The organism is Roseomonas gilardii, assembly GCF_001941945.1.
Lineage (GTDB): Bacteria > Pseudomonadota > Alphaproteobacteria > Acetobacterales > Acetobacteraceae > Roseomonas.
Genome location: NZ_CP015584.1, coordinates 338799 through 363468 on the forward strand (window position 1 = coordinate 338799; position 24670 = coordinate 363468).

18 protein-coding genes are annotated in these 24670 nt (G+C 67.2%); 1 reads left to right on the forward strand and 17 read right to left on the reverse strand.

The window, feature by feature from the left end:
- Window positions 1–2: 2 nt before the first annotated feature.
- The 4 genes from RGI145_RS21100 to RGI145_RS21115 are packed head-to-tail and all read right to left on the reverse strand — an operon-like array spanning window position 3 to window position 4089.
- Window positions 3–818, reverse strand: coding sequence for a carbohydrate ABC transporter permease (locus RGI145_RS21100; RefSeq protein WP_075800494.1), 816 nt, complete (start codon window positions 816–818; stop codon window positions 3–5).
- Entirely contained in the window at window positions 815–1669 is an 855-nt protein-coding gene (locus RGI145_RS21105; protein ID WP_075800495.1) for a carbohydrate ABC transporter permease, read from the reverse strand. The genes RGI145_RS21100 and RGI145_RS21105 overlap by 4 nt, the downstream gene beginning before the upstream one ends.
- A gap of 10 nt (window positions 1670–1679) precedes the next feature.
- The gene (locus tag RGI145_RS21110) at window positions 1680–3020 is read right to left on the reverse strand and encodes an extracellular solute-binding protein (RefSeq protein ID WP_083671292.1); all 1341 of its coding nucleotides are present in this window, start codon (window positions 3018–3020) and stop codon (window positions 1680–1682) included.
- The gene (locus RGI145_RS21115; protein ID WP_075800496.1) at window positions 2986–4089 is read right to left on the reverse strand and encodes a substrate-binding domain-containing protein; all 1104 of its coding nucleotides are present in this window, start codon (window positions 4087–4089) and stop codon (window positions 2986–2988) included. Before RGI145_RS21115 ends, RGI145_RS21110 begins: the two co-directional genes overlap by 35 nt.
- A gap of 397 nt (window positions 4090–4486) precedes the next feature.
- Between RGI145_RS21115 and RGI145_RS21120 the strand changes: the two genes are divergently transcribed.
- A complete protein-coding gene (locus RGI145_RS21120) occupies window positions 4487–5536 on the forward strand; it encodes a YncE family protein (protein WP_237183353.1) in 1050 nt (349 codons plus the stop codon).
- Window positions 5537–5708: 172 nt separating this feature from the next.
- Here the strand turns inward: RGI145_RS21120 and RGI145_RS21125 are convergent, their stop codons facing one another.
- The 13 genes from RGI145_RS21125 to RGI145_RS21185 all read right to left on the reverse strand — a co-directional run bounded on the left by RGI145_RS21125 (window position 5709) and on the right by RGI145_RS21185 (window position 24670).
- A complete protein-coding gene (locus RGI145_RS21125; RefSeq protein WP_075800498.1) occupies window positions 5709–7619 on the reverse strand; it encodes an esterase/lipase family protein in 1911 nt (636 codons plus the stop codon).
- 220 nt (window positions 7620–7839) lie between these two features.
- Window positions 7840–8925, reverse strand: coding sequence for an ABC transporter ATP-binding protein (locus RGI145_RS21130; protein ID WP_075800499.1), 1086 nt, complete (start codon window positions 8923–8925; stop codon window positions 7840–7842).
- 67 nt (window positions 8926–8992) lie between these two features.
- Entirely contained in the window at window positions 8993–10303 is a 1311-nt protein-coding gene (gene melA / locus RGI145_RS21135) for an alpha-glucosidase/alpha-galactosidase (RefSeq protein WP_075800500.1), read from the reverse strand.
- Between the two features lie 34 nt (window positions 10304–10337).
- On the reverse strand, window positions 10338–11195 hold the full coding sequence (locus RGI145_RS21140; protein WP_075800501.1) for a carbohydrate ABC transporter permease: 858 nt from the start codon (window positions 11193–11195) through the stop codon (window positions 10338–10340).
- Window positions 11192–12124 (reverse strand): carbohydrate ABC transporter permease, encoded by a 933-nt coding sequence (locus tag RGI145_RS21145; RefSeq protein ID WP_075800502.1) that lies wholly within the window; start codon window positions 12122–12124, stop codon window positions 11192–11194. Before RGI145_RS21145 ends, RGI145_RS21140 begins: the two co-directional genes overlap by 4 nt.
- A gap of 40 nt (window positions 12125–12164) precedes the next feature.
- Complete coding sequence (locus RGI145_RS21150) at window positions 12165–13460, reverse strand: ABC transporter substrate-binding protein (RefSeq protein ID WP_075800503.1); 1296 nt, start codon at window positions 13458–13460, stop codon at window positions 12165–12167.
- Window positions 13461–13512: 52 nt separating this feature from the next.
- Window positions 13513–14601 carry a LacI family DNA-binding transcriptional regulator gene (locus RGI145_RS21155; protein ID WP_075800504.1) on the reverse strand — a complete coding sequence of 363 codons (1089 nt, stop codon included), beginning with the start codon at window positions 14599–14601 and terminating at the stop codon, window positions 13513–13515.
- 180 nt (window positions 14602–14781) lie between these two features.
- On the reverse strand, window positions 14782–16245 hold the full coding sequence (locus RGI145_RS21160) for a GntP family permease (RefSeq protein ID WP_075800505.1): 1464 nt from the start codon (window positions 16243–16245) through the stop codon (window positions 14782–14784).
- 4 nt (window positions 16246–16249) lie between these two features.
- Window positions 16250–17368 (reverse strand): patatin-like phospholipase family protein, encoded by a 1119-nt coding sequence (locus tag RGI145_RS21165; RefSeq protein WP_083671295.1) that lies wholly within the window; start codon window positions 17366–17368, stop codon window positions 16250–16252.
- A gap of 72 nt (window positions 17369–17440) precedes the next feature.
- On the reverse strand, window positions 17441–20488 hold the full coding sequence (locus RGI145_RS21170) for an efflux RND transporter permease subunit (RefSeq protein ID WP_075800506.1): 3048 nt from the start codon (window positions 20486–20488) through the stop codon (window positions 17441–17443).
- Window positions 20485–21627 (reverse strand): efflux RND transporter periplasmic adaptor subunit, encoded by a 1143-nt coding sequence (locus tag RGI145_RS21175; RefSeq protein ID WP_156878709.1) that lies wholly within the window; start codon window positions 21625–21627, stop codon window positions 20485–20487. The genes RGI145_RS21170 and RGI145_RS21175 overlap by 4 nt, the downstream gene beginning before the upstream one ends.
- A 380-nt stretch (window positions 21628–22007) precedes the next feature.
- Complete coding sequence (locus tag RGI145_RS21180; RefSeq protein WP_075800508.1) at window positions 22008–22988, reverse strand: asparaginase; 981 nt, start codon at window positions 22986–22988, stop codon at window positions 22008–22010.
- The gene (locus tag RGI145_RS21185) at window positions 22985–24670 is read right to left on the reverse strand and encodes an MFS transporter (RefSeq protein ID WP_237183313.1); all 1686 of its coding nucleotides are present in this window, start codon (window positions 24668–24670) and stop codon (window positions 22985–22987) included. Before RGI145_RS21185 ends, RGI145_RS21180 begins: the two co-directional genes overlap by 4 nt.

Sequence of the window (24670 nt, forward strand, 5' to 3'; positions counted from 1 at the left end):
GCTCATCGGTTCCCGATGCCCCACATCGCGAAGAGGCGGCGGCGTACCAGGAAGATGAAGAGGATGGAGGGAATGATCAGGATCAGCCCGCCGGCGAACTGCACATGCAGCGGCGATTCTGACAGGACGGAGAGCAGGTAGGCCGTCAGGGTCCGGTGCCGCACCGTCAGCACCGAGGCCGCGAAGACCTCGTTCCAGCTCAGCACGAAGGCGAAGATCGAGGCTGCCGCGATGCCCGGGAGGGCGAGCGGCAGCACCACCTTCACGAAGCCCGTCAAGCGGGAGCAGCCGAAGACCCAGGAGGCCTCCTCCAGCTCCACCGGGATGCCCTGAAACAGGCTGGCGCAGACCAAGGTAGCGAAGGGGGTCGCCAGCACCGCATGCAGCAACGCCACACCGAAGGGCGTGTCGTAGACCCCGAGGCGGATGAAGCCCACGGTCAACGGGAGGGCCAGGATCGCCACGGGGAAGGCGCGGGTCATCAGGATCAGCACGCGATAAGCCCCCGCGCCGCGGAAGGCGAAGCGGGCCAGCGCATAGCCCGCCGGAACCCCGAAGAGCAGGGCGATGAACATGCACAGGACCGCCGCCTGGATGCTGACCCAGGTGGCGGCCCAGACGCCGTCGATGGCCAGGAATGCCCGCAGGGTCTCCAGCGAGAAATCGTTGGCGCCGAGGCTCTTCGGCCAACGGGACACGAAGTCCCGTCCACCCAGGGCCCCGAGCGCCAGCAGGGCGATGGGGATCAGTGTCCAGGCGCAGAGGCCGGTCACCCCGCCCAGCAGCAGGAAGCGACGGAAAGGCCGCGCGGCGTTCACGAACGCTGCTCCGCCGGGACGCGCAGCAACAGCAGGTAGAGCACGGTGGCCGCCAGCGAGATCAGCATCACCAGCACCGCATAGGCGGCGGCCACGCCGTAGTCCTGGCTCCCGTACTGCCAGTTGAAGGCCTCGCTCACCAGCACGGGGAAATTCCGCCCGCCCAGGGCCAGGGCCATGGCGAACATCTCGAAGGCCAGCACGGTACGCAGGATCAGCGCCGTCTGGATGGAGGGCCTGAGCAGCGGCAGCGTCACCTTGACGAAGCGTCGCCAGGGGGAGGCGCCGAAGACCTCCGCCGCCTCCTCGTACTCCTTCGGCAGAAGCTGCACCCCGGCCAGGAGGATAACGAAGACGATGGCGGTCGCCCGCCAGAGCTCCGCCACCACGATGGCGGCGAGCAGGGCCCAGGGCGTCTCATAGGTCAGCCAGCTCTGCGGTCCCTGCGTCAGGCCGAGGCGGAAGAGCAGGCTGTTGACCCAGCCGAGATCGGTCAGCAGCGCCAGCCAGACCAGGCCGGCGGCGAGGTCGGAGATGCCCAGCGGAATGGACCAGACCCACAGGATCAGGTCTCGCCCGCGTCGCACATGCCGCAGCATCATGGTCATGCCAAGCGCCAGGGCGAGCTGCAGCGGCACCACCAGCAGCACCACTGAGAAGGTATTGCGGACCGCGTCCGTGAAGTTGATGTCGTCCACCATGCGATGGACGTTCTCCATCGACCAGCTTCCGCCCGACTGGAAGGCCAGTACTGCCGTCTGGAACAGTGGCACCAGGAAGAGCGCCCCCAGGAAGAGCACCGAGGGCGCGATCAGAAGATATGGCAGAGCGGCGCTGCGGCGATGGGCCAAGGCGATCTCCTCAGCCGACCTGACAGGCGCCTTCGGAGGGCGGGTCCGGCCGCCAGCAGGGCGCGCCGGTCTCGGTCATGATGCGCCGCATGACCTCGGCCTGCCGGTCCAGCGCGGCGCGGGGTTTCTCGCCACGCAGGACCACGCGCTGAAAGGTGTCCATGAAGACCTTGTCGAACTCGCCGCCCTTCTGGTCGAGGCCGATGGGCAGCAGGCTCACCAGCGCATCCGGCGCCGACGACATCCGCGCGATGGCATCGGCCGCGAGCTTCAGTCCGGGTTCCAGGTCCGCCGGCAGGTCGGTCTTCACCACCGGGAAGAAGGCCGTGGCGCGCAGCGTGGCGATCTGCACCTCTGGCCGGGTCAGGTAGTCGATCAGCTTCGCCGCGCCGGCCGGGTCCGGGGCATCGGCGGGGATGGAAAGCCCGGCGACCACCGGCATGAAGCCGCGCCCCTTCGGCCCCGATGGTGCAGGAAAGGCCACGAACTCGTCCGGCTTGCGGTTCAGGGCGTCGATCAGCCGCGCGACATGGTCGAAGGCGATCCAGACCTCGCCGCTCAGCAGCGGCTCCTGCATGAAGCCGTAATTGGTCGAGTTGGGATGCACCGTCTTCCACAGATCGCGGAACTGGCCCCACATCGCCTCCGCCGCCTCGGAGCGGAAGGTCGTCACCACGCCGCCGGTGAAGGACGGATAGAGATATCCCTCGAAGAAGCGCGGCATCAGCCCGGTGGGGCCGGCCGGAAAGCCCAGCCGGCGCTGGCCAGTCTTCTCCTGGATCGCCGTCGCCCATTGGCCGAGTTGCTCGTAGCTCAGCGCGTTGATGTCCGCGCCCGCCGGCAGGAAAGGCAATGCCTGCTTGTGGGCCACCATCAGATAGGTGGCCTGCATCCAGGGGATGTAGCGCTGCTGCTGACCACCGAGCTTGCCGGATTCCAGCATCGCCGCGTTGAAACCACGCTGCCGCAGCCCGGCCAGTGCGTCGTCGAGCGGCGCCAACGCGTTCGTGGACATCAGAGGGAGAAGCTCTCCATGCAGACCGCCGATCAGGCTCGTCGTATGGCGGCCGCCCTGCTGCTCCGCCCGCACGCGCACCCCGAGCTGCGGCGGCTGCTCGGTGACGAAGTTCACGGGCTGGCCGAAGCCGGAGAGGATCTTCTGCCGCATGGCCTGCGCCGCCTCGATCGGCCTCAGCTGCGTGGACAGGAAGACCATCTCTTGCCCCTGTGCCCGGGCACCCGCGCGCGGCAGGGCGGCGGCCAGCAGGGCCCCGAGGCCGAGCTGCCCCGCGGCACGACGGGTCAGGATGGCCGGATCAGTCTTCCAGCCGGGCTTTGCGGTCACGTCCATGGTTCTTCGTTCCTCCCTCAAGGCCTGATCCGTCACCACGCGGCATGCGACGGCGCCCCTGTGAAGCAGGGGCCGGGCCGTCCGAGGCACGGGCGATCAGCCGCGCATCCAGAAGCTCCGCCATGCCGTCGGGCGAGGCACCCCGTAGCAGGGAGAGCAGCATCGCCACCATCCGCTCCGCACTGCGGTCCACCATCGGCTCGAAGCTGGTCAGCGGCGGATCGGTGAAGGTGGCGACCGGCAGGTTGTCGTAGCCGATGACAGAGACATCCTGCCCGGCCCGCAGTCCGGACGCCGCGACCGCATGCAGTGCGCCCACCGCCAGCCGGTCCGTGGCGCAGAGCACCGCCGTGGGCGGTGCGCCGCCCTGTAGCATCGCCTGCATGGAGCGGAAGCCGTTCTCCTCGGTCGCCTCGGCCTCGGCGCGCGGTCCCGGCGCCAGGCCGGCCTCGGACAAGGCGTCCCGCCAACCGGCCTCGCGGTGATGGGCGAAGCTGTAGGCCGCGGGCGCGTTGATCAGCCCGATGCGGCGATGGCCGAAGCCCAGCAGCCGCCGGACCGCCTGTCGGAAGGCGACGGTGCCATCGACATCGACCGAGGCATGCGGCCGCGTCTCCGCCGTGCGGCCATGCACGACGAAGGGCAGGCCCTGGTCAATCAGGTAGGTGACGCGCGGGTCCTGCCGCCTCGTGCGGGCCAGGAGGAAGCCATCGACGCGACGGTTCTCGGCCAGTTGGCGATAGAGGGCCATCTCCTCGGCACCGGGGCGGGCCGCACCCACCAGAAGGTCGAGCCCAGCGGCTGCCAGCCGCGGCCCGATCGTTCCCAGCAGGCGGAGAAAGAAGGCGTCCTCCAACTGCCCCGGTCCCGTGGGCAGGATCACCGCCACGGCATCGCTGACGCCGCCTTTCAACCGACGCGCGGAGACATTGGCGCGATAGCCGATCCGGTCGGCTTCCACCTGGACCCGGAGACGGGTGGTCTCGGCAACGTCGCCATGGCCGCCCAGTGCCCGGGACACGGTGGTCACGGACAGCCGCAGGGTGCTGGCGATGCGGGCAAGCGACATAGTGCTTGGACGTTGTTCCTCTTGGCCGAGACGCTGATCCGAAACGTTTCGGAGGTCAAGCCACGATGTCGGGCGAGAGCGGTCGCGAGGGTACGCAAGTCTGGCGATCAGGGGGGAGACCCTTCGGACATCCCTGCCCCAGCGGTGGACCCGGCAGGCCTTGCCCTGACCTCATTTGATAATGATAATCACATGCGAATTCTGCTGATGCGGCCCTGGGGGAGTCGGTGGGGCTGTCGCCGACCACCCCGATCCCGACGCCGCCTCGCGGCCTTATCGACCTGCCACAGAAGAAGAGGAACACATGCACACACGCGTTTGCCCAGGTCCGGACATGACCGCGATGCCCCGCCGCATGGCGTTGGGGTTGCTGGCGGGGGGAATTTCCCTGGCTGTAATGCGTCCCACGCAGGCCGCGACGAAGGTCGCACGGGCCGAGGTGGCGCCGGCCTTGTACGAACTGGCCTTCAGCCCGTCGCGGAACGCCCTGTTCGTGCTCTCGGCGGGTGGCTTCGCCGCGGACGCACCGGCGAGCCGGCTCCTGCGCCTCGATCCGCAGAGCCTCGCCATCCAGTCGGAACTGGAGTTGCCGCTGCGCGGCTTCGGCATCGCCCTCGACGACGCGGCCGGCCGGATCTATGTCGGTCATGGCCTGGATGCCGCCGTCAGCGCGGTGGATATCGGCGGGAACCGTGTCCTCGGCACGCTGCGCCTCGCCACTAAGGTGAAGGGCGAGGATGGCAAGGAGGAGTATCCCTACAAGCTGCGGGAGCTGCTGCTGGACCCCGCCGGGGAGCGCCTCTACCTGCCCGGTCTCGGCCTGAAGGACAGCCTCGTCTATGTCATCGGCACGAAGGACCTCGTGGCGGAGAAGCCGATCACCGGCATCGGCCCCGGCGCGACCGGCATCGCGCTGGATGCGGCGAAGGATCGCCTGTTCGTCTCGACGCTGGCGGGCCAGCTCTGCACCATCGACCGGAAGACACAGGAACTGCGTCACGCGGTGGAGGCCGGTGGCGCCGAGCAGCCGCTGAACATCGCCTATGACGCCGCCAGCGGCGCCGTGCTGGCGGTGGACCAGGGCATGGAGAGCCTGACCCGCTACAAGGAGAAGATGATCCCGGGCTTCAAGTCGAAAAACCCCGGCAACCGTGTCGTGGCAGTGGAGCCGGAGAGCGGGAAGCTGCTGTGGGAGACACCGGTGGGCGAAGGGCCAGTGGCACTGCGCCTCGATGCCGAACACAAGCGCCTCTTCGTCACCAACCGCGGTTCCGGCTCGGTGAGCGTGCTCGACACAGGCCGCCACAGCGTCGCCGAGACCGTGCCGCTGCCGCCGCATCCCAACAGCCTGGCACTGGACGAGAAGACCGGCGCGGTCTTCGTCTCGGTGAAAATCCCCTTCGAGAAGATCAAGGAGAAGGAGAGCGTGGCACGGATCACCCTCTGACCCCGGAGGTTCCATCCCGCCACGGCTCCGATACCATGACTCCTGGCGCCGGACCCGTGCGGGTGCGTAGCGCCGAGCGATGATAAAGGGCTTTGGGCGCGCTCACTCGCCGCGGGTGCGCCCATCTTCAGCGCCGGGCCGGCGATATTGTCCAGCCCCGGCGAGCGGAGACTCAGCAGGCGACTTTCGTATCGCGGCGCATGGTGGGACAGGCATTCCGCCAGTGGAGCAGCAGCAGGCGACGCACTTCGGAGATGGTCTGCGGGTTGTTCTGCGTGGAATGGCCGGAACGCACGACGAGCTCGGATTCCATGTCCGGCAGATGTGCGCTCTCGAATCTTACCACGCCGTCGCTGCCGCTCTCAGGGGGTCCGTCGCCCCGGACCGCGATGATCGAATTCCCCGTCACGCCGGGCGCGAGCGGCAGGGCTCGCAAGGAACGGATGAAGGGACTGCCGGGCGTCATCCCGTTCAGGCTGCCCAACCGGGCGCCTTGCAGATTGAGCATGACGGCATCGGCATTGCCGGAAAGGACCTCGGCACTGGCCTCGGCCACGGAGAGCGGCAGGGTGATCAACCGCGAAAGAAGGCGGGTCACGGCGAACTCCGTCAGGAAGCTTCCACCATGCGGCGTGGCGATGAAGACCACACGCCGCACTTCCGGCACCGGGCGGAAGAAATAGGACCGGCGGATCAGGTCCAGGCTGGCCGCACTGAGCTGGAGGTCTTCCGGCCGCTGGTGGCTGATCGGTGCCCAGAGCCGATCCCCGGGATCGACGGCCATCATCTTCGCCAGGAGGCCGCCCTGGCTGTGGCCGATCAGCACCATCTGCCCCAGCGCCGGGTCCGAGGCTGCCCCTCCAAGGCGCTGGATGGAGGCGTTCAGGGCTTCCCGGAGCTGCATGGCGGAATAGGCGATGGGATTGCCGGTGGCGTAGGAGAAGAACCAGAACTCATAGTGCTGCGCGATCTGCCGGTCGGCCATCAGATCATTCACCATGTCCGCCCAGCGCGCCTCGCTGGACACCGTCCCGTGGATCAGCACGACAGGAATGCGGCCGTTCCGGTGTTCCGTCAGCGCGGCCAGCCGCGCCGGCAATCCGTTGAGCAGGTCGCCGAACAGGAAGGCCCGGAATTCCTGTCGCCAGAGATTGGCCTCCTGCAGGCCCTGCGCCAGTGCGGCGCTCTGCCGGTATTCCAGCGGCACCGTCCGGCCATGGACCTGCACGGCTTCCTCGTCGAAGAGCAGATGCAGGCTGAGGCGTCCACGAAGCTGCTTCTTCCTGATCTGCTCCGCAGGCGCATCCAGGCTGAGCAGCGCCGTCCCCGGAATGCGGAAACGCCCGCGGATGATGCCGCGTGCCACTTGGCCGGGGCGCAATGCCGCCGAGCCATCCTGCGCGGCGGGCAATGCCCGGGGATCGTCGCCGCCTTCGACATCCGTGACGGGGGCCGGGGTCGCCACGGCCAGAGGTGCCCCCAGCCCCGCATGGCGATAGACGTTGTTCAGCCCACGCACGCCCATACGGGTGCCGGGCAGGAAGTCCGACAACCTCGCCTGGCCCCATTCGAGGCTGGCATCGTCGAGGGCGATGTCGATGGTGCCGAAGGGCAGGTCGTAACGGCCGCTGCGCAACGCGACATGCACCCCGTCCTCCGCCATCAAGGCTTCGGAAAGGGCGAGGTTGTAGAGGTCGGAGGCCTGACGGAAGCGCGGGTCGAAGGCGCCAGGCGCCTCGGTGCCATTCTCCGGGAAGAGGAAGGCCTGGGCATAAAGGGCTGAAGCCAGGAAGTACGGCCGGCCTCCCCCACGCCGGCCGACGAGATAGGAAGCCTCCGCCAAGGCGAAGAGTTCCTGCGGTTCCGCGACCCCGGCGGCAACGCGCTTGTGCAGCACCGACAGGGTCGCGACCGGGTCACGGCCGAAAGCATCCAGCACCGAGAGCTGGCGGAAGATGTTGCGGCTGTCCTCGCTCAACCGATCGGAGGACATGGTGTTGCGGGTGAAGGTCCGGTAATCCGTCTGCTGATCGATCCGCTCCACCGCCACCGGCGAGGCACAGGCAGCCAGCAGGCCGAGCATCAGACAGCAGCCGAGCGCGGACCACCAGCCGCCCCGCAGTCCAGTTGCATGCAGCCTCCGGTCTTCTCGAATCACCGCTCCATCCTATCGCCACGCCCAGCGAGACTTACCGTCTCCGCGCTCCAGCGGACAGGATGGATCGGAGATTCCTGGCTACCGTTCCGTGACAGCTTTGGCGATCCGAGTTGGTGGACCCGCCGCCGGCACGTCGCGGCTCGGATCAAGGGGACCGCGGCACCATCTGCTCCCCGTCCGGACGGAAAAGGTGCGTCAGCGACAGGTCGAGGTGCAAGGGTACGCTCTCACCGGGCCTGGGCCTCTGCTGGCCTTCGAGTTGGGCCGTGATGGGCTGCCCGTCGGCCAGGGTCCCATAGATCAGCGACGAGCCGCCCAGTTGTTCGACGAGCTGGACCCTGGCTTCGCCGAGGCGAGTTCCACCACCGCCGAGCCGCAAGTGCTCGGGCCTGATCCCGAAGCTGCAATCCGCCTCGCCCTGCCAGGGGAGGTGCGGCAAGGGCAGCACCGTGTCGCCCAGCGCGATCTGCGCCTTGCCATCCCGCCCGGGCCGCAAGATCGCCTGAAGGAAGTTCATCTTGGGGCTACCAATGAAGCCCGCCACGAAGCGGTTGACCGGATTGTTGTAGAGTTCGAGCGGCGACCCGACCTGTTCCACCCGGCCGCCCCGGAGGACCACGATCTTGTCCGCCATGGTCATGGCCTCGACCTGGTCATGGGTCACGTAGATCATCGTGTTGCCGAGCTGCTGGTGCAGCTTCGCAATCTCCACGCGCATCTGCACGCGCAGCTCAGCATCGAGGTTGGAGAGGGGCTCATCGAAGAGGAAGATCTTGGGCTCCCGGACGATGGCCCGGCCGATGGCCACGCGCTGCCGCTGCCCGCCGGAAAGCTGTTTCGGCTTGCGGTCGAGCAGGTGATCGAGCTGCAGAATCCCGGCGGCGCGGCGCACGCGCGCATCGATCTCCGGCTTCGGCATCCGGGCCGTTTCCAGCGCGAAGGCCATATTCTTGTACACGTTCATATGCGGATAAAGCGCATAGGACTGAAAGACCATGGCGATGCCACGCTGTGCCGCCGGCACATCGTTCATCACCTCCCCATCGATGCGCAGGGCGCCTTCGCTGATGCTCTCCAGCCCCGCGATCATGCGCAGCAGGGTGGACTTGCCGCAGCCCGAGGGGCCGACGAAGACCACGAACTCCCCATTGGTCACGGACAGGTTCACGTCCTGGATCACCGCATGCTCGGCGAAGCGCTTGTGGACATGTTCCAGGGCCAGCCAGCTCATCCATCCCTCCCCTTCGTGCATTCTGCCATGGGCGGGGCGAGCCTTTCCGACCCGCCCGCAATGGTCCTCAAGCTGCCATCGCTTCCGAACGGACCCCTAGGGGCATGGCCGGGCCATGCGCCGCGATCAGGTCATCCACCATGCTGCGGATCTCCCGCAGCGACAGCACGCTCGCCGCATGGCGATCGAGCACCGCGGCGCGATAGACCGCATCCCGGTCGCCTTCCAGCGCGGCGCGGACCGTAAGCTCCTGCACGAAGACATGCGGCGCGCAGTGGGCCGCCAGTTCCGGGGGTAGGGTCCCGACGTGGCAGGCACGCAGCCCGTTGCGGTCCACGATCACCGGCACCTCGACGCAGCAGTCGCGCGGTAGGTTCTCGATCAGCCCGGTGTTCCGGACATTGCCGTAGATGAGCTGCGGCTCGCCCGTCACCATGCCGTTGATGATCGCGGCGCCGTACTCGTCGCTGCGCTCTAACGGGAAGCTGTCGCCTGCCAGCAGCTTCCGCCGCGTCTCGGCATAGCGCCGCAGGTTGCGCTCGCTGCGGCGGACATACTCGTCCACCGGCACGTCGTACTCCGCGATCTGGTCCTCGCGGCGAAGGAAATAGGGGGTATATTCCGCGGTGTGTTCGCTGGATTCGCTGATGAAGCGCCCGAGATGTTCCATCAGCTCGAAGCGGATCTTGTCCTTCGCGAAGATCTCCGGGTTCCGCGCCGCGCGCCGAAGCTGCGGGTAGGCGTCCTTGCCGTCGATCTCCAGGCGAAGGAACCAGGTCATGTGGTTGATGCCGGCACAATCGTAGCTGAGCCGCGAGCGTTCCACGCCGAGATAGGAGGCGAGGTCCCGCGCCGTGTGCTGCACGTTGTGGCAGAGTCCGACCACCTGCTGTTCCGGAAAGGCCTTGTAGACCGCCCAGGTCAGGATGCTCATCGGATTGGTGTAGTTCAGCAGCAAGGCGCCGGGGCAGACCGCGCGCATGTCGCGCACGAGGTCCACCATGAAGGGAATAGTCCTCAGCCCACGGAAGATGCCACCGATGCCCACCGTGTCAGCGATGGTCTGCTTGAGGCCGTAGCGGCGCGGGATGTCGAAATCCAGCAGGGTCGCCTCATGCATGCCGATCTGCACCATGTTGATCACGAAGTCCGCGCCCTCCAGGCAGCGGCGGCGGTCAGCATGCTCGGTGACAGTAGCCCTGGCATCGAACTGCCCGGAGGTCCAGCGCGCCATCATCCCGGCCGTTTCCAGGCGCTCCGGATCAATGTCGTGCAGGGCGATCTCGCATTCCTTCATCGAGGGAAGGCTGAGGATGTCCGTGAGCAGGTTCTTGACGAAGACGACGCTGCCGGCGCCGATCATGGCGATCTTGGTCATGTTCTCTTCTCGGATGATGAGGGTCGGGACGGGTTCACTTTAGGCCGGTGCTGGCGATCCCCTGGACGAGATAGCGCTGGAAGATCAGGAAGATGAGCAGCATCGGCAGGAGCGAGATCAGGGCCAGCGCCATGACGCCGCCCCAGTCCGGATTGGCCTCCCCGCGCAGCAGGTTCAGGCCGAGCGGCAGGGTGAAGAGGTCCTGGTCGGTCAGCACCACGAGCGGCCAGGCGAAGTCGTTCCAGCGCCACATGAAGGTAAAGATCACCAGCACGGCGATGATGGGCTTGGAGAGGGGCAGCACGATCCGCAGGAAGATCCGCATCTCGCCGGCGCCATCCAGACGCGCGGCCTCCAGCAACTCGTCCGGGATGCTGACCATGAACTGGCGCACCATGAAGACGCCGAAGGCCTCTGCCGCCCGTGGCAGGATGACGCCCCAGGGCGAGTTCAGCAGGCCGAGCCAGGAGACCACGAGGAATTCGGGCACCAGGATCACCTGGATCGGGATCATCAGTGCGCCGAGGATCGCGAAGAATAGGGTGTTGCGGCCGGGAAAGCGGAACTTGGCGAAGACATAGCCACAGAGGAGGTTGGCGGAGACCGTGATCGCCACCGCCACCACCGCGATGAAGGTGGAGTTCAACGTCCAGGTCAGGAAGGGATGCCGCTCCCAGATATTGCGGAAGTTCTCCAGCGTCAGGACCTGCGGGATGAGGCTGACGACGGGCTGGAAGACTTCCGAGCGCGGGCGGATGGCCGTGGCGAGCATCCAGTAGAGCGGAAAAACCATGGCCACCGCCCCCAGCGCCAGGGCGATCCAGATCAGCACGGTGCCGGTCCGGCGATGGCCGGGGCGCGGTGCGGCGGCTTCCAGGGCCACGCCGCTCACAACACGTTCTCCGACTGGCGGCTCATCCGCCACTGGATGATGGTGAAGCCCAGCACGATGGCATAGAGCACCACGCCGATGGCGCTGGCATAGCCCATCTCGGAGGTCGTGAAGGCCGACTGGTAGATGTACTGCACGAGCATGGTGGTGGAGAAGCCCGGGCCCCCGCCGGTCATGACGTAGATGAGGTCGAAGACCTGGAAGGAATGGATCACGCTCAGCACCAGGAGAAGGAAGGTGGCCGGCCGCAGCAGCGGGAGGGTGATCTTCCAGAACTGGCGGAAGGGCGAGGCACCATCCATCGTCGCGGCCTCATAATACAGGGCGGGGATGGATTGCAGGGCGGCGAGATAGACCACCATGCAGAAGCCCACCCGCACCCACAAGGTCGCCAGCACGAGCGAGGGCAGGGCCCAGCTTGGTGAGGACAACCAGGGGATGCGGTCGCCCCCCAGGCGCACGATCAGGGAATTGATGACGCCGTAATGCTCGTTGAACAGCCAGGCGGCAATGATGCCGGTGGCGACGGCCGAGACGACGACGGGCAGGAAGTAGATGCTGCGCAGGAAGACCCGCCCTGGCAAACGCCTGTTCAGCGCCACCGCCAGCAGCAAGCCGCCTGCCATGGTGGTCGGAACGGAGGCCAGGGCATAGGCCGCTGTGTTGAGCAGCGCGTGCCAGAACTGGGTGTCTCCCAGCAGTCGGCGGTAGTTGGCCAGCCCCGCATACTCGGCGTCGCCGATCAGGCTCCAGTCATGGAAGCTGATATAGAAGGCATAGAGCAGCGGAAAGAAGCTGAAGGCGCTGAACAGCACCAGGTTGGGGCTGATGAAGGCATAGGCCGTCATCCAGGGGCGCCGGAAGGACCGGCGCGCCCGTGCCGCGGCGGAGGGGTGTGCGGCGCTTGTCAGGACCAGGCTGCTAGGCATGGTTCGCCTCTCGGCAGGAGGGTGCGGATCGCGGAGGGGATCAGTCCTTGAGGACGCCGCGGATGGTGCTGTCCACGTTCTCGGCGGTCTCCTTCGGCGCCTGGCCGGAGGTGAAGGTGAGATCCAGCTGTTCGGCGAGCTTCGCGTTGATGCGGCTGAAATCCGGAAGCGTCACCGTGGCCGCCAGATGGTCCGGGATGGTGCGCGACTGCTCCACGAAGACCTTCATGGCATCGGGCCGCAGCGGGTAGTCGAGCGTGCTTTCCATCAGGCTCTTGCGCACCGGCAGGAAGCCGCCTGCCTGGCAGAAGTCGCGCATATTGGCCTCGCTGGTGGCGAAGCGGAGGAAATCGATGGCCACGTCGCGGTTCTTGCTGTCACGCGTGACGGCCAGACAGTTCCCGCCGAGGTCGGATGCCATGCCCAGGTCGCGCGGCATATAGGTGACCCGCCACTCCGCCCGCGTCATTGCTTCCTGGAGGAAGGGGATCTGCCAGTCCCCATGCACCAACATGCCGATCGTGCCGTTGGCGAAGAGGTTCTGTGTCTGTTCATTGCTCTTGATCGAGGTGGTGGGCGGCACGAGCTTCTCGGTGAACCAGGACTGGGTCCAGGCCAGGGTCTCGATGCCTTCGCGGGACGAAAGCTGCGGCTGGCGCAGATCCGCATCCAGCAGCCGGCCGCCATGCTGGTAGAGGAAGGGCAGGAAGCGATAGGCGGCGGTGTTCTGCCAGGCGCAGGCGAAGCCGAAGGGCGCCTCGGCCTTCTCCTTCAGCAGCCGCGCGATACGGAGGAACTCCTCCCAGCGCCAGCTATCCTCCAGCCTGGAAGGGAGCTCGACGCCAATGCGGCGGAACATCTCCATGTTGCAATAGACGGCCAGTGTATCGGTATGGTGCGGTATGGCGAAGGACTTGCCGCGATAGGTCACCGCCTTCCACAGGGCGGGCGCGAACTGGCCGTCCATGCCGGCATCCAGATGTCCGCTCAGATCGACGATGGCTCCGGCCTTCGCGTAGCGGCCTACCTGCTGATACTGGATCCGGATGAGGTCCGGTGCCTGCCGGCCGGCGAGGCGCGTATCCACCTGCTGGTAGAGCTGCGCCGAGGAGCCGTTCAGCTCCAGCCGGATGGAGACGTTCGGGTGCTGTGCGGTGTAGCCCGCGATCAGCCGCCGGAAGGCCTCTTCCTCCGCCCGGTTGCCCCAGACGGCAAAGTTGAGGTTCACGGCACCCTGTGCCCGCACCGGATGCGCCGCCGCGCCGGCCAGCGCGATGCCGGCCCCAAGCAGGCCCCGGCGGCCCGGCCGCCATCCCGTCGCATATGTCTGCTTCATGGTCCGTCCCTCTCTTTTGGCCGCTTTCCGCGGCTCGTCACTCGGTGCCGCGCTAGGCGGCCACGTTCTCCCGGAGACCCTTTCGTTTCAGGCCGCCACAGGATTCGCGTATCAGGAGCCGTCCCGGCAGGAGGCTGTGCGTCTCCGGCCGCTCGGCCCCTTCCAGGCGCTCGATGAGGCTCGTGGCAGCCTGCCGGCCGAGTTCCTGTCGTGGATGCTCCACCGTGGTCAGTGTCGGGCTGCTGAAACCTGTCAGCGCCACGCCGTCGAAGCCAACCACGGCCATGTCCTCCGGCACGCGAAGTCCCTGGCGACGCAGGGCATGCAGCACGCCGATCGCCATCAGGTCGTTGAAGACGAACAGCGCTTCCGGCCTCGGTGAGGGCAGCGCCAACAGGCGCCCTATCGCCTCGACCCCACCTTCGGGACTGTTCGGCACCTCGATCTCCCAGGCCTGGCGATGCTCCAGCCCGGCCTCAAGCAGAGCACGGCGGTAGCCGTGCACGCGCTCCTGCTTCCGCAAGGGGTGGCTCTGGTGGGCGGAGACATGGCCGATCCGCCGATAGCCGCAGTCCAGCAGATGCCGGGTCGCCATGTGTCCGCCGGCTTCGAGATCCACTCCGACGCAGGGGATGGACGCGTCCTGCCCCTGATCCTGCAGAGTCACGCAGGCAATTCCCTGACGGGTCAGGGATTTCAGCTCCTCCCAGATCGCCTGGGTGGGCGCCGACGTGATGACGCCATCCGATACGCCACCGCGCATGCGCGCAACGGCCCGCAGCTTGGCGGCTTCGTCCTGCGCGGCCAGGATGTCGAGGAGGTAGCCCTTCTCCTGCGCCGCCTGCTGCGCCGCGCCGATCACCTCGGCGAAATAAGGGTTGCTGAGGTCGGGGCAGATGAAGGTCAGGGTGTTGGTGCGCCGCCGCCGCAGGTTCCGGGCAACGGAATTGGGCGTGTAGCCGAGCTGCAGCGCCGCGTCCCGTACGCGCTGCTGCGTCGCTTCCGACAAGCCGGCCTTTCGGCCTGCACCGTTGAGCACCAGGGAAACGGTGGTCTGCGACACGCCGGCGAGGCGCGCCACATCCAGGCTGGTCGCGGCGCCAGTGCGGCGGGGATGTTCCTGCAGCCTCCCCTGGACCATGTTTCTCGTCCCTAATACGTATTAGTTAAAGCCTATGTCTTACATAAGACCAATGTCAACTGTGTTTCCGAGGCAGGTTCATCAGGATCTCACCTCCGCTCGCACGGGTCGATGGTGCTCTGGAGCGAGGGGGCGCCGGGGATGTTCTCCCCGGTGCCGCGCCGGACCGCTCTGGACGGCTCAGAAGGAGCCGATCAGGCTTCCCAACACGATCACGACCACCAGGGCCGCCAGGGCACTGACGACACTGGACATGAAGATATCCAGGTAGCTGCTCCGGTGATTGGTGCTGCAAACCGCGAGGAGCGTCACCACCGCTCCATTATGCGGCAGGGCATCCAGTGTACCGGCGCCGATCACTGCGACACGGTGCAGCAGGCCGGGATCGATGCCCTGTTCCGCAGCGATACTGAGATAGGTCTGACCCAGTGTGTCGAGCGCGATGGTCAACCCGCCCGAGGCCGATCCCGTCAATGCCGCCAGCACGTTCGTCGCCACGGCCAGGGAAACCAGCGGTCCTCCACCGATGCCGAGCACTTGGTCGCGCACCATGTCGAAGGCAGGCAGGGAAGCCACCACCGCACCGAAGCCGACCAGGCTGCCGACGCCGAGGACCGGCAGGACGGCCGAGTTGGCACCCGCATCCAGTGTCGCACGTAACGAGGGGAGATTGGCGCGGTTCAGCAGCATCACCGCCACGCAGGCCGCGAAAAGCGCCACGACTACCGACCAGACACCCGCAACCGCCTCGATCGCGGTGTTGCCCCAGCGAAGCTCGGCCAGGAAGCCCGTATCCATGCGAGGCAGGACGGCCGCTGTCATCAGCAGGTTGACCACCAGCACCACGCCGATCGGCGCCAGGGCAATCCAGAAGCCCGGCTCGTTTCGGCCGTGTTCACCGCGGTGGATTTCGGCAGGGTCGAACTCTCCCGAGACCGCCGCGTACTCGCGGACCACGGAATCACCGACTGTCCGGGTCTCGGCCTCCTGCCCATCCGCGCCGGACAGGTTGTAGCCCTCCCCGGCCTTGCGCGCCTGCTTCTCGCGGTAATCCAGCCACCAGAGCCCGAGAGCCGCCATGACGATCGCGGCGATGATGCCGAGCCCAGGTGCGGCCCAGGGTGACGTACCGAAGAAGGGCATCGGGATGGCGTTCTGGATGGCGGGCGTGCCTGGCAGCGCCGACATGGTGAAGGTCGAAGCGCCGAGCATGATTGCGCCCGGCATGAGCCTGTGCGGGATATCCGCCGCCCGGAACATCGCATGCGCCATCGGGGCGAGCACGAAGAAAGCCACGAAGAGACTCACGCCACCATAGGTGACGAGCGCGCCGGCCAGCACCACGGACAGGATGGCCCGCTTCGTGCCGAGCCGGGCCGTCATGCCGTTGGCAATGGCGGTGACCGACCCGCTGTCGTCCATCAGCTTACCGAAGACCCCACCCAGCAGGAAAAGCGGAAAGAACTGCGCGATGAAGCCTGCGGCGCCACCCATGAAGGTCTGGGTCCAGCTCGCGAGCAGAGGTTCGCCGGCGAAGCCTGCCGCGATGAGGGCCGCGGCCGGCGCGAGGAGGAGCACGCTCCAGCCCCGGAAGGCCAGCCCCATGAGGAGTGCCAGTCCCAGAAGGATTCCGAGAAGTCCCATGGGATCACACGCCCTCCAACAGCTTGTTCAGGTCGGCGGAGGAGCGGCGGCCGATATTCTCGCCGTTCTCTGCCAGGAAACGTTCCGCCGTCCGCCTGCCCTCGTCGCGCAGGAAGGTGAGGAACTCCCATTCCGCGTTCAGCTTGGAGGAATAGCCGAGATCGATCATCACGGGGCTGGAAAGGAGATGGACACGGAAGCTGGCCCAGCGCGCGCCCTCCACCTTGCTGCTGTCCAGCTTCGCGCCGCTCTCCGCGACGACCTGCTGCAGCAGGGCGATCATGCGGAGCTCCTTGATGATCGTGGCGTTGAAGGAGATCTCGTTCAGCCGGTTCTGGATCTCGGTCGCGGAGCGAGGCGTGCCGGGCCGTTCCACCGGATTGATGGCCACGAGCAGGAGATCGTCGGCCGAGCCGCCATTGCGGACGAGCGGGGTGATGGTCGGATTGCCGGCATAGCCGCCATCCCAATAGGCTTCGCCATCGATCTCCACAGCCCGGAAGAGTGTGGGCAGACAGGCCGAAGCCATCAGCGCCTCGGGGGTGACCTCGGCATTGCGGAAGACCCGGCCCCGGCCGGTGCGCACATTGGTGGCGGTGACGTAGAGACGCTGCTTGGCATGGGCCAGGCGTCCGAAGTCGATGGTTTCGGCCAGCACCGCATTCAGCGGGTTCCCGCCGGTCATGTGGATGTCATAGGGCGAGACCAGCCGGGCCATCATGTCCATCGCCAGGAAGGCCGGCGAGCTGTCCAGCGACCAGCGGCCCAGCAGGATGTCGAGAGGACCGCGCTTGAGGGGGCTCAACAGAGCTGCCCGCGCCACGGCACCCCAGAAGCGCTCCAACGCCGCCTTCGCGCCGTCACGTCCACCCTGATGGTAACCCGCCACCAGCGCCGTGGCGTTCATGGCCCCGGCCGAGGTGCCACTGATCGCGTCGATCTCCAGCCAGGATTCCTCCAGCAGCCGGTCCAGCACGCCCCAGGTGAAGGCCCCGTGCGAGCCGCCGCCCTGCAGGCCGAGATCGACGGCGACAGGATCGCGCGGACGGGTCTTCGGGGCGCCGCCGGGTTGCTGCGCCGTTCCTTCCCGGGAAGGGGACGGTGTGTCGGATGTCTCGCTCATACTGGGCTCCATGCTTTCCGGTGTAGGGACAGGCGGGAAGGCTGTTCGGCAGGTTGACCGAGTGTGGCCGGATCAACCCGGTCGTGTTGCGCCACGCCCTTCGAGGCAGGTCACGTAGAGCACCGGAAGGAAGATCAGCGTGAGGATCGTCGCGCCGAGGAGGCCGCCCATGATGGCGAAGGCCATCGGCCCCCAGAACACCGTGGGCGTGATCGGGATCATGCCGAGCACCGTGGAGATCGCGGTCAGCATGATCGGCCGGAAGCGGGAGGTGCTGGCCTCCAGCGCCGCCTCGGCGACGCCTCGCCCCGCCCGCCGCTCGGCCTCGATCTGCGTTACCAGGATCACCGCGTTCTTGGCGATCATGCCCATCAGCGACAGCACGCCCAGGATGGCGACGAAGCCGAGCGGGCTGCTGGACAGGAGCAGGGCGGCCACCACACCGATCAGGCCCAGCGGCACCACACTCAGCACGATGAAAAGCCGCGAGAAGCTCCTCAGGTGGAAAATCAGCACGGTGAGCATGATGAACAGCATCATGGGCACGACCGCCTTCACCGAGGCCAGGGAGTCGGCGCTTTCCTCGACGATGCCGCCCGTCTCGATCCGGTATCCGGGCGGCAGCGCCGCCACCGCCGCGGCGATCCCCGGCGCCAGATCGTCCACCACGTCGTTGGGCAGCACGCCACGCGGCAGATAGGCCTGGACCGTCAGCGTCGGTATGCGGTTCCGGCGCGTGATGATCGGATACTCCTGCTCGTAGTCGAAGGTGGCGAATTGGCTCAGCGACACCGTTCGCCCCCCGGGTATCGGGATCTGCAGGGTCCGCAGGGCATCGACCGACATCCGTTCGGCTTCGACCGCCCGCACCACCACGTTGATCAGGTAGATGCCGTCACGCATCTGCGTCACCGTGGTGCCGGAGATCGCCGCGTTCAGGGCGCTGGCCACCGCCGCCGAGCTCAACCCAAGGCGCTGGGCCTCGTCCTGGTCCACCCGGACACGGAGCTGGCGGGCGGGCTCCATCCAGTCGAAGCTGGTGCCACGCGTGGAGGGATGCGCGGCCACCACCTTGGCCAGGTTCATCGCCAGATCGCGCACCTTGTCCGGATCGCCGCCTGAGACGCGGTACTGGATGGGCCAGCCGACCGGCGGGCCCAGTTCCAGCGGATAGACGCGGCCGACCACATCCGGGAACTGCTCCAGCAGCACCTGCTCCAGCCGCGTCTCCAGCCGGTCGCGGGATTGCAGGCCCTTGGTGATCACCACGAGCTGGGCGAAGAAGTTGTTCGGCGGCTGCACGTCCAGCGGCAGGTAGAAGCGGATGGCGCCGCGGCCCACATTGGTGCTCCAGCGCTCGACATCCGGGTCCTTGGCCAGGATGGCCTCCAGCCGGGCCGCCGTCGCATCGGTCGCGCGGATCGAGGCATTCTGCGGCAGGGTCAGGTCCACCATCAGCTCATAGCGGTCCGAGGACGGGAAGAACTGCTGGCTGACGAAGCGCATGCCGAAGACCGACAGGGCGAAGAGCCCCACCGTCGCGGCGATGGTCACCCATCGCCAACGGATCGCCCCTGCGAGGAAGGAACGGTAGATCCGCACCAGCCGCCCGGGCTCGTTGGAGGTGCCGGGCTTGGGCGGCCGCAGGATCAGCACGCCGAGCAGGGGCGCGAAGATCACCGCGACCAGCCAGGACACCAACAGGGCGATGGTGACAACCGCGAAGATGGAGAAGGTGTATTCGCCCGCCGAGCTGCGGGCGAAGCCGACCGGCACGAAGCCGGCGATGGTCACCAACGTGCCCGTCAGCATGGAGAAGGCGAGGGCGCGGAAGGCATAGGTGCCTGCCGCCTCCTTGCTGTCGCCCGCCGCGAGCCGGTTCATCATGGCGTCCACAGTGGTCATAGCGTCGTCCACCATGAGCGCCAGGGCGATGATCAGCGCGCCCAGGGAAATGCGCTGCAGGTCGATGCCGGCGACCTGCATGATGGGGAAGACGATGGCGAGCGTCAGCGGGATGGCCAGGGCGACGATGGCGCCGGGCCGCACGCCGAGGCTGACGAAGCTTGCCACCAGGATGATGGCGATGGACTGCCAGAGGGAGCCCATGAAGTCGGCGATGGCAAGCTCGACCGTCCGCGGCTGCTCGGCCACCGAATGCATCTCGATCCCCACCGGCATGTCGGCCATGACGCGCCGTGCCGCCGCATCGATGTTGCGGCCGAGCTGCAGCACGTCGCCGCCGTCACGCATGGAGATGCCAAGGCCGATCGCCTCCCGCCCGTTCACGCGGAACATCGGCTGGGGCGGGTCGGCATAGCCGCGATGGACTTCCGCGACGTCGCTCAGGCGCAGGATGCGGTTGCCCAGGGAGAAGTTCGTCGCCCGGATGTCGTCCTCGGATTCGAAGGAGCCGGAGACGCGCAGCAGCAGCCGCTCCTGCCCACCTTCGATGGTGCCGGCGGGTGAGATCAGGTTCTGCGCCTGTAACGCGGCAATCAAGGCGTTCCGGTCGATGCCCAGCCCCGCCAGCTTCTCCATCGAGAACTCGATGAAGACCCGTTCGTCCTGGGCCCCGATGAGCTCGATCCGGGAGACGTCGGGGACCTTCAGCAGTTCCGAACGCATCTCCTCCACATGGTCGCGCAGCTCGCGATGGGTGAAGCCGTCCGCCGTGAAGCCATAGACGATCCCGAAAGTATCGCCGAAGTCGTCGTTGAAGAAGGGGCCCTGAATGCCGGGCGGCAGGGTATGGCGGATATCGCCGATGTTCTTACGGACCTGATACCAGGTGTCCGCGACCTTGGCATCCGGCGTGCTTCCCAGCAGGTCCACATAGATCAGGCTCTGGCCGGGCTGGGTGAAGCTGCGCAGCCGGTTCAGGTTGGGTGTCTCCTGCAGCCGGCGCTCCAGCCGCTCGGTGACCTGGTTCAACGTGTCTTCCATGGAGGCGCCGGGCCAGTTGGCCTGCACGATCATGGTGCGGATCGTGAAGACCGGGTCCTCCGCGCGGCCCAGCCGCAGGAAGGACAGGGTGCCGGCCAGCACCGCCACGATCATCAGGTAGACGACGATGGAGCGGTTGTTCAGCGCCCATTCGGAAAGGTTGAAAGGCTTCACCGCGCACCGTCCCTGGCCGCGGCCTGAGGGGCAGCCTGCCCGTTGCCGAGCACCCGGACCTTCTGGCCGGGCCGGAGGGTCTGCACTCCCGCGGTCACCACCACCTCGCCCTCCTGCAGCCCGCCGGCGATGATGGCCCGTGCGGCGTCGTAGCGCGCCACCTCGACCGGGCGCAGGGCGACAGTGGAATCCTGGCCGTTCACCACCCAGACCGCCGGCCCCTGGCTGCCCCGGGTCAGGGCGGAGGCCGGAACCTCGATGCCACTCACCCCGCCGATCTGGATGCCGCCATTGACCGTCGAGCCCAGCCGCATGGCCTCCGGCGGGTCGATCAGCCCGACCCTTACCCGGAAGGTCCGCGTCACCGGATCGGCCTGCGGCGAGATCTCCCGCACCCTCCCGGTCGTCCTGACCGATGGGTTGCTGCTCAGCGACACCGTGACCAGAGGGTCGGGCTCCGACTGCTCCATCAGCCGGGCGGGCACGTCGAACACCGCGTCGCGCCCGCCTTCACGGGCCAGGGTCACGATCCGCTGGCCTGCCGCCACGACCTCGCCCGGCTCGGCGCCACGGGCCGTGACGACGCCGTTGGAGTCCGCTGCCAGATCCGTATAGGCGAGCGTCGTCTCGGCGATACTTTCCTGCGCCAGGCTGGCATCCACCTGGGACTGCGCGGCCTGTAGCCGGCGGACCGCATCGTCGTAATTGGCGCGGGTGGTGAAGCCGCTGCGCAGCAGCTGGTTTTGCCGGTCGTAGTGGTTGCGCGCCTGCACCAGCGCCGCCCGCGCCGCCGCGGTGGATGCCCGGGCGGCGCGCAGGTTGTCGCGGGGCGTGCTGTCCTCCAGCCTTGCGATGATCTGGCCGGCGCGAACCTGATCGCCGATGTTCACGCGGCGCTCGATCATCCGCCCACCGATACGGAAGGCCAGTCCGACTTCCTCGGCCGCCTCCACCTGACCGGTCAGTGTCACCGTCTCGCCACCCGGCTCCAGCAATGCCGTGATGGCGCGGACGGGCCGCGGTGGCTCCGGCGGTGGCGGCTCGGCCGGGCCGCAGGCGAAGAGCGCCAGGAGGCCGGTGAGTGTCAAACCCTGCCGCAGCAACCTCGTCGTGGTGGCGGGTTCGGTTGCTTGCGGCATCCTGAAGCGTCTCCGGTGTAAATGCCGTAGAGGCATAGCGATGTCACCAGCCAGCACCGTTCGCACCGGCCAATGTTGCGATGGGCAAGAAACCATCCTGCCGTGCCAGCGGATGACAGTCGCCAGGCGCAGCGAGTCCGTTGGCTATGTCAGACTTATCGGTAAGAAACTGAAACGTAAATATGCTGCACATGCGTTGAGGCGTCCTGAATGTGATGTCGAGATGAAAGCTCCAGTCCGCCGCGCCTCATGTCGTGCAGCACGTCGTCCGACGGGCATCGTGTCTCGCCGGGATCTACGCTCGAACCCCCGCCCCCCCGGACGCATTGCGTCTGGTCCGGCAATCCGGCAGCGTGGGCTTCCCGGCCGATTCAAAGGTCCTATCGATAGGGCGCGAAGGCATCGTCAGGGCGGAGCCCTGTCCCTGACCGCAGGACAAGGGCGAGCAGCAGACGCGCCTTCAGGCCGGTCAGGAATCCGGCTGGCACCAGCCCTTTATCGATCAGGTCTATCTCCGCTCCGGCATAGCCATAGGTGCCGGTGAAGACGGGACCCGAGGCGACGCGCGTTGCCAGCACCACCGGCACCTCCTGCGCGATCCATTCCAGCAAGGGTGCCATGCCGGCCGGGACATGGCCCGCTCCCATGCCTTCCAGCACGAGGCCAGCATAGCCGAGGCCGGGGACCGAGCGCAGAAACCGGCCATCCTCGCCCATCGCCACGCGGAACAGTGCCACCGGCACGGGCGCCCCGGCCGTCATATCCAGGCAGGGAAGGCGTGGCACACGGGCGTAGAAGTGCGGCCGTCCTTCCGCCACCAGCCCCAGCGGCCCTCCGGACAGGGAGGAGAAGGCCGAGGTCAGCGCGGTATGGGCCTTCTGCACGAAGCGCGCCGCGTGGATCTCGTCGTTCAGCACGACCAAGGTCCCGAGGCCCTGCGCCTGCGATGAAACCGCCACCTGGACAGCAGCGAGCAGGTTCGCCGGGCCGTCGGCGCCAGCCGCACCAGCGCCGCGCATGGCGCCGGTGACCACGACCGGCTTGTCACCCGGCACAAGCACATCGAGGAGGAAGGCGGATTCCTCGATCGTGTCCGTGCCCTGGACGACCACCGCGCCATCGAAGCCAGCCTGGAAGCCGGCGTCGATATCCCTTGCCACCGCCAGCAGATCCTCCAGCGACAGGGAAGGGCTGGGCAGACGCAGGGGAGAGCGGGCCTCGATCTCCGCCAGCCCCGCAAGGGCCGGGACCGCGGCCACGAGATCGGCCGCTCCCAGTTTCGGCGCAATGCCCCTCCCCTCTCCCGGCACCATGGTAATGGTGCCGCCCAGGGACAGGACCAACAGACGAGGCAGGCTCATGCGGTGGCTTCCTCGTCCTCCCTGATCGCCGCCGTGGTGGCACCGGGGGCGGGGACAGGCGGATGCGCCGGAATCTCGCCAGGGCGATAGGCCGGAAGCCGCCCCGCCGGGAAGATGGCGAGAAGCGAGACGCAGGCCATCACCAGCAGGCCGATCTTCAGGGCCCGGAGGCGGGATTCTGTGTTGATCCTTACGGCTTCCTGCACGACCTCTGGGGCCGCGCCGGTGCGCTGCATGATCTCCAACAGGCGATCGTTGCTGACGAAATTGATGCTGTCGAGGTCGATCTGCGACACCACCACTGGGGGCAGACGCGGATTCTCCGCCACACGGTAAAGGATGGCGCTGCTCAGCAACCCGACCAGCAGCGCGCCGGACAGCGCGGTGCCGACGCCGGCGGCCAGGTTCTGCGTCGTGCCGCGCAGTGATCCGACATCGCCCGCCAGATCCTTGGGCGCCGCGGTGACCAGAACGTTGAAGACCAGCGTCACCAGCGCCCCCTGGCCGATGCCGAAGGCGATCAGTCCGAACATGACCGCCACGGCGGACCAGTCGTTGCGGACCACCCAGGCGAGCCAGAGCAGCGCCAGGGTGCAAAGGATGAAGCCGAGACGGCCGATCTGGCGCGGTGCCAGAATGGGGTACAGGCGCACCACCAGCATGGCAGTGAAGAAGACAGTCAGGTTGAAGGGCAGCATCGCGATCGCCGTCTCGATCGGCGTGCGGCCCTGGATGATCTGGATGTAGAGCGGCACCGAGAAGTTCAGCATCGCCTCCAGCGCCACCACGGCGAACATGGCGTAGACCGCGGCCCGTTCCTGCCCCGAAGTGATGACCCGGAGATCCAGAAGGGGTGTCAGCCCGGCCGCCTGACGCCGCCGCGTCCAGAGGATGAACCCCTGCAGGAGCACGATGCCGATGACGATCATCACCGGCGCGGGCGAAAGGCCCATCAGATCGAAAGGCGCACCGGGCCGGGCGATGCCGAGGCCCCAGCGGTTGAGATTGTTGAAGCCGAAGACGATCATGACAATCGAGGCCGCAGCCAGGATGACACCGACCGCATCGATCTTCACCTCGCGCCTCGGCTCCTCCGGCTTCAGGCGGAAGCTCAGGAAGAACACCAGAGCCGAGGCTGCAATCAGGATACCGAAGACGGGCCGCCAGCCGATGAAGGTGCCGAGCAGTCCCCCGATCAGGAAGGCCGCCACCCCTGCCCCGGCCCGCGCCGAACCCAGCGCACCGACAGCCGTTGCCTGCTGCTGTCCATGATAATGGTTGGCGATGAGCGCCACGAGGGCAGGCACGATCACCGCTGCCGCCAACCCGGCGAGAAGCTGGGCCAGCAGCATCACCGTCGCCACCGGGCTTACCACCATCAGCACCTGCGCCACGCCGAACAGGGCCACGACGATGCGGAAAACCTGGGTGGAGCCGAAGCGCTGAACGAGCTTCGCACCCAGCATCACGAAGCCTGCCACCGCCAGGGAATACATCACGATGCCTGTGGCAACCGTGGTCGGCGGCACGCCAAAGCTGTTCACCATGCCCGCCAGCGAAACGGGCAACGAGGCCACGTTGAAGGACATGATGGCCTGGCCGAGGGCGATGGCAATCATCGGCACCCAGGATTCCCGGGCCTCGGGTAGCGTGTCGCTCAATGGCGTCGACGAGTTGTCCAT

What these genes read in the sequence shown, in the direction of transcription:
- RGI145_RS21110 (WP_083671292.1), bottom strand. Translation starts at nt 3,020, where the DNA reads ATGGACGTGACCGCAAAGCCCGGCTGGAAGACTGATCCGGCCATCCTG.
- RGI145_RS21115 (WP_075800496.1), bottom strand. Translation starts at nt 4,089, where the DNA reads ATGTCGCTTGCCCGCATCGCCAGCACCCTGCGGCTGTCCGTGACCACC.
- RGI145_RS21120 (WP_237183353.1), top strand. Translation starts at nt 4,487, where the DNA reads ATGCGTCCCACGCAGGCCGCGACGAAGGTCGCACGGGCCGAGGTGGCG.
- RGI145_RS21125 (WP_075800498.1), bottom strand. Translation starts at nt 7,619, where the DNA reads ATGCTCGGCCTGCTGGCTGCCTGTGCCTCGCCGGTGGCGGTGGAGCGG.
- RGI145_RS21130 (WP_075800499.1), bottom strand. Translation starts at nt 8,925, where the DNA reads ATGAGCTGGCTGGCCCTGGAACATGTCCACAAGCGCTTCGCCGAGCAT.
- melA (WP_075800500.1), bottom strand. Translation starts at nt 10,303, where the DNA reads ATGACCAAGATCGCCATGATCGGCGCCGGCAGCGTCGTCTTCGTCAAG.
- RGI145_RS21145 (WP_075800502.1), bottom strand. Translation starts at nt 12,124, where the DNA reads ATGCCTAGCAGCCTGGTCCTGACAAGCGCCGCACACCCCTCCGCCGCG.
- RGI145_RS21150 (WP_075800503.1), bottom strand. Translation starts at nt 13,460, where the DNA reads ATGAAGCAGACATATGCGACGGGATGGCGGCCGGGCCGCCGGGGCCTG.
- RGI145_RS21155 (WP_075800504.1), bottom strand. Translation starts at nt 14,601, where the DNA reads ATGGTCCAGGGGAGGCTGCAGGAACATCCCCGCCGCACTGGCGCCGCG.
- RGI145_RS21160 (WP_075800505.1), bottom strand. Translation starts at nt 16,245, where the DNA reads ATGGGACTTCTCGGAATCCTTCTGGGACTGGCACTCCTCATGGGGCTG.
- RGI145_RS21165 (WP_083671295.1), bottom strand. Translation starts at nt 17,368, where the DNA reads ATGAGCGAGACATCCGACACACCGTCCCCTTCCCGGGAAGGAACGGCG.
- RGI145_RS21175 (WP_156878709.1), bottom strand. Translation starts at nt 21,627, where the DNA reads ATGCCGCAAGCAACCGAACCCGCCACCACGACGAGGTTGCTGCGGCAG.
- RGI145_RS21180 (WP_075800508.1), bottom strand. Translation starts at nt 22,988, where the DNA reads ATGAGCCTGCCTCGTCTGTTGGTCCTGTCCCTGGGCGGCACCATTACC.
- RGI145_RS21185 (WP_237183313.1), bottom strand. Translation starts at nt 24,670, where the DNA reads ATGGACAACTCGTCGACGCCATTGAGCGACACGCTACCCGAGGCCCGG.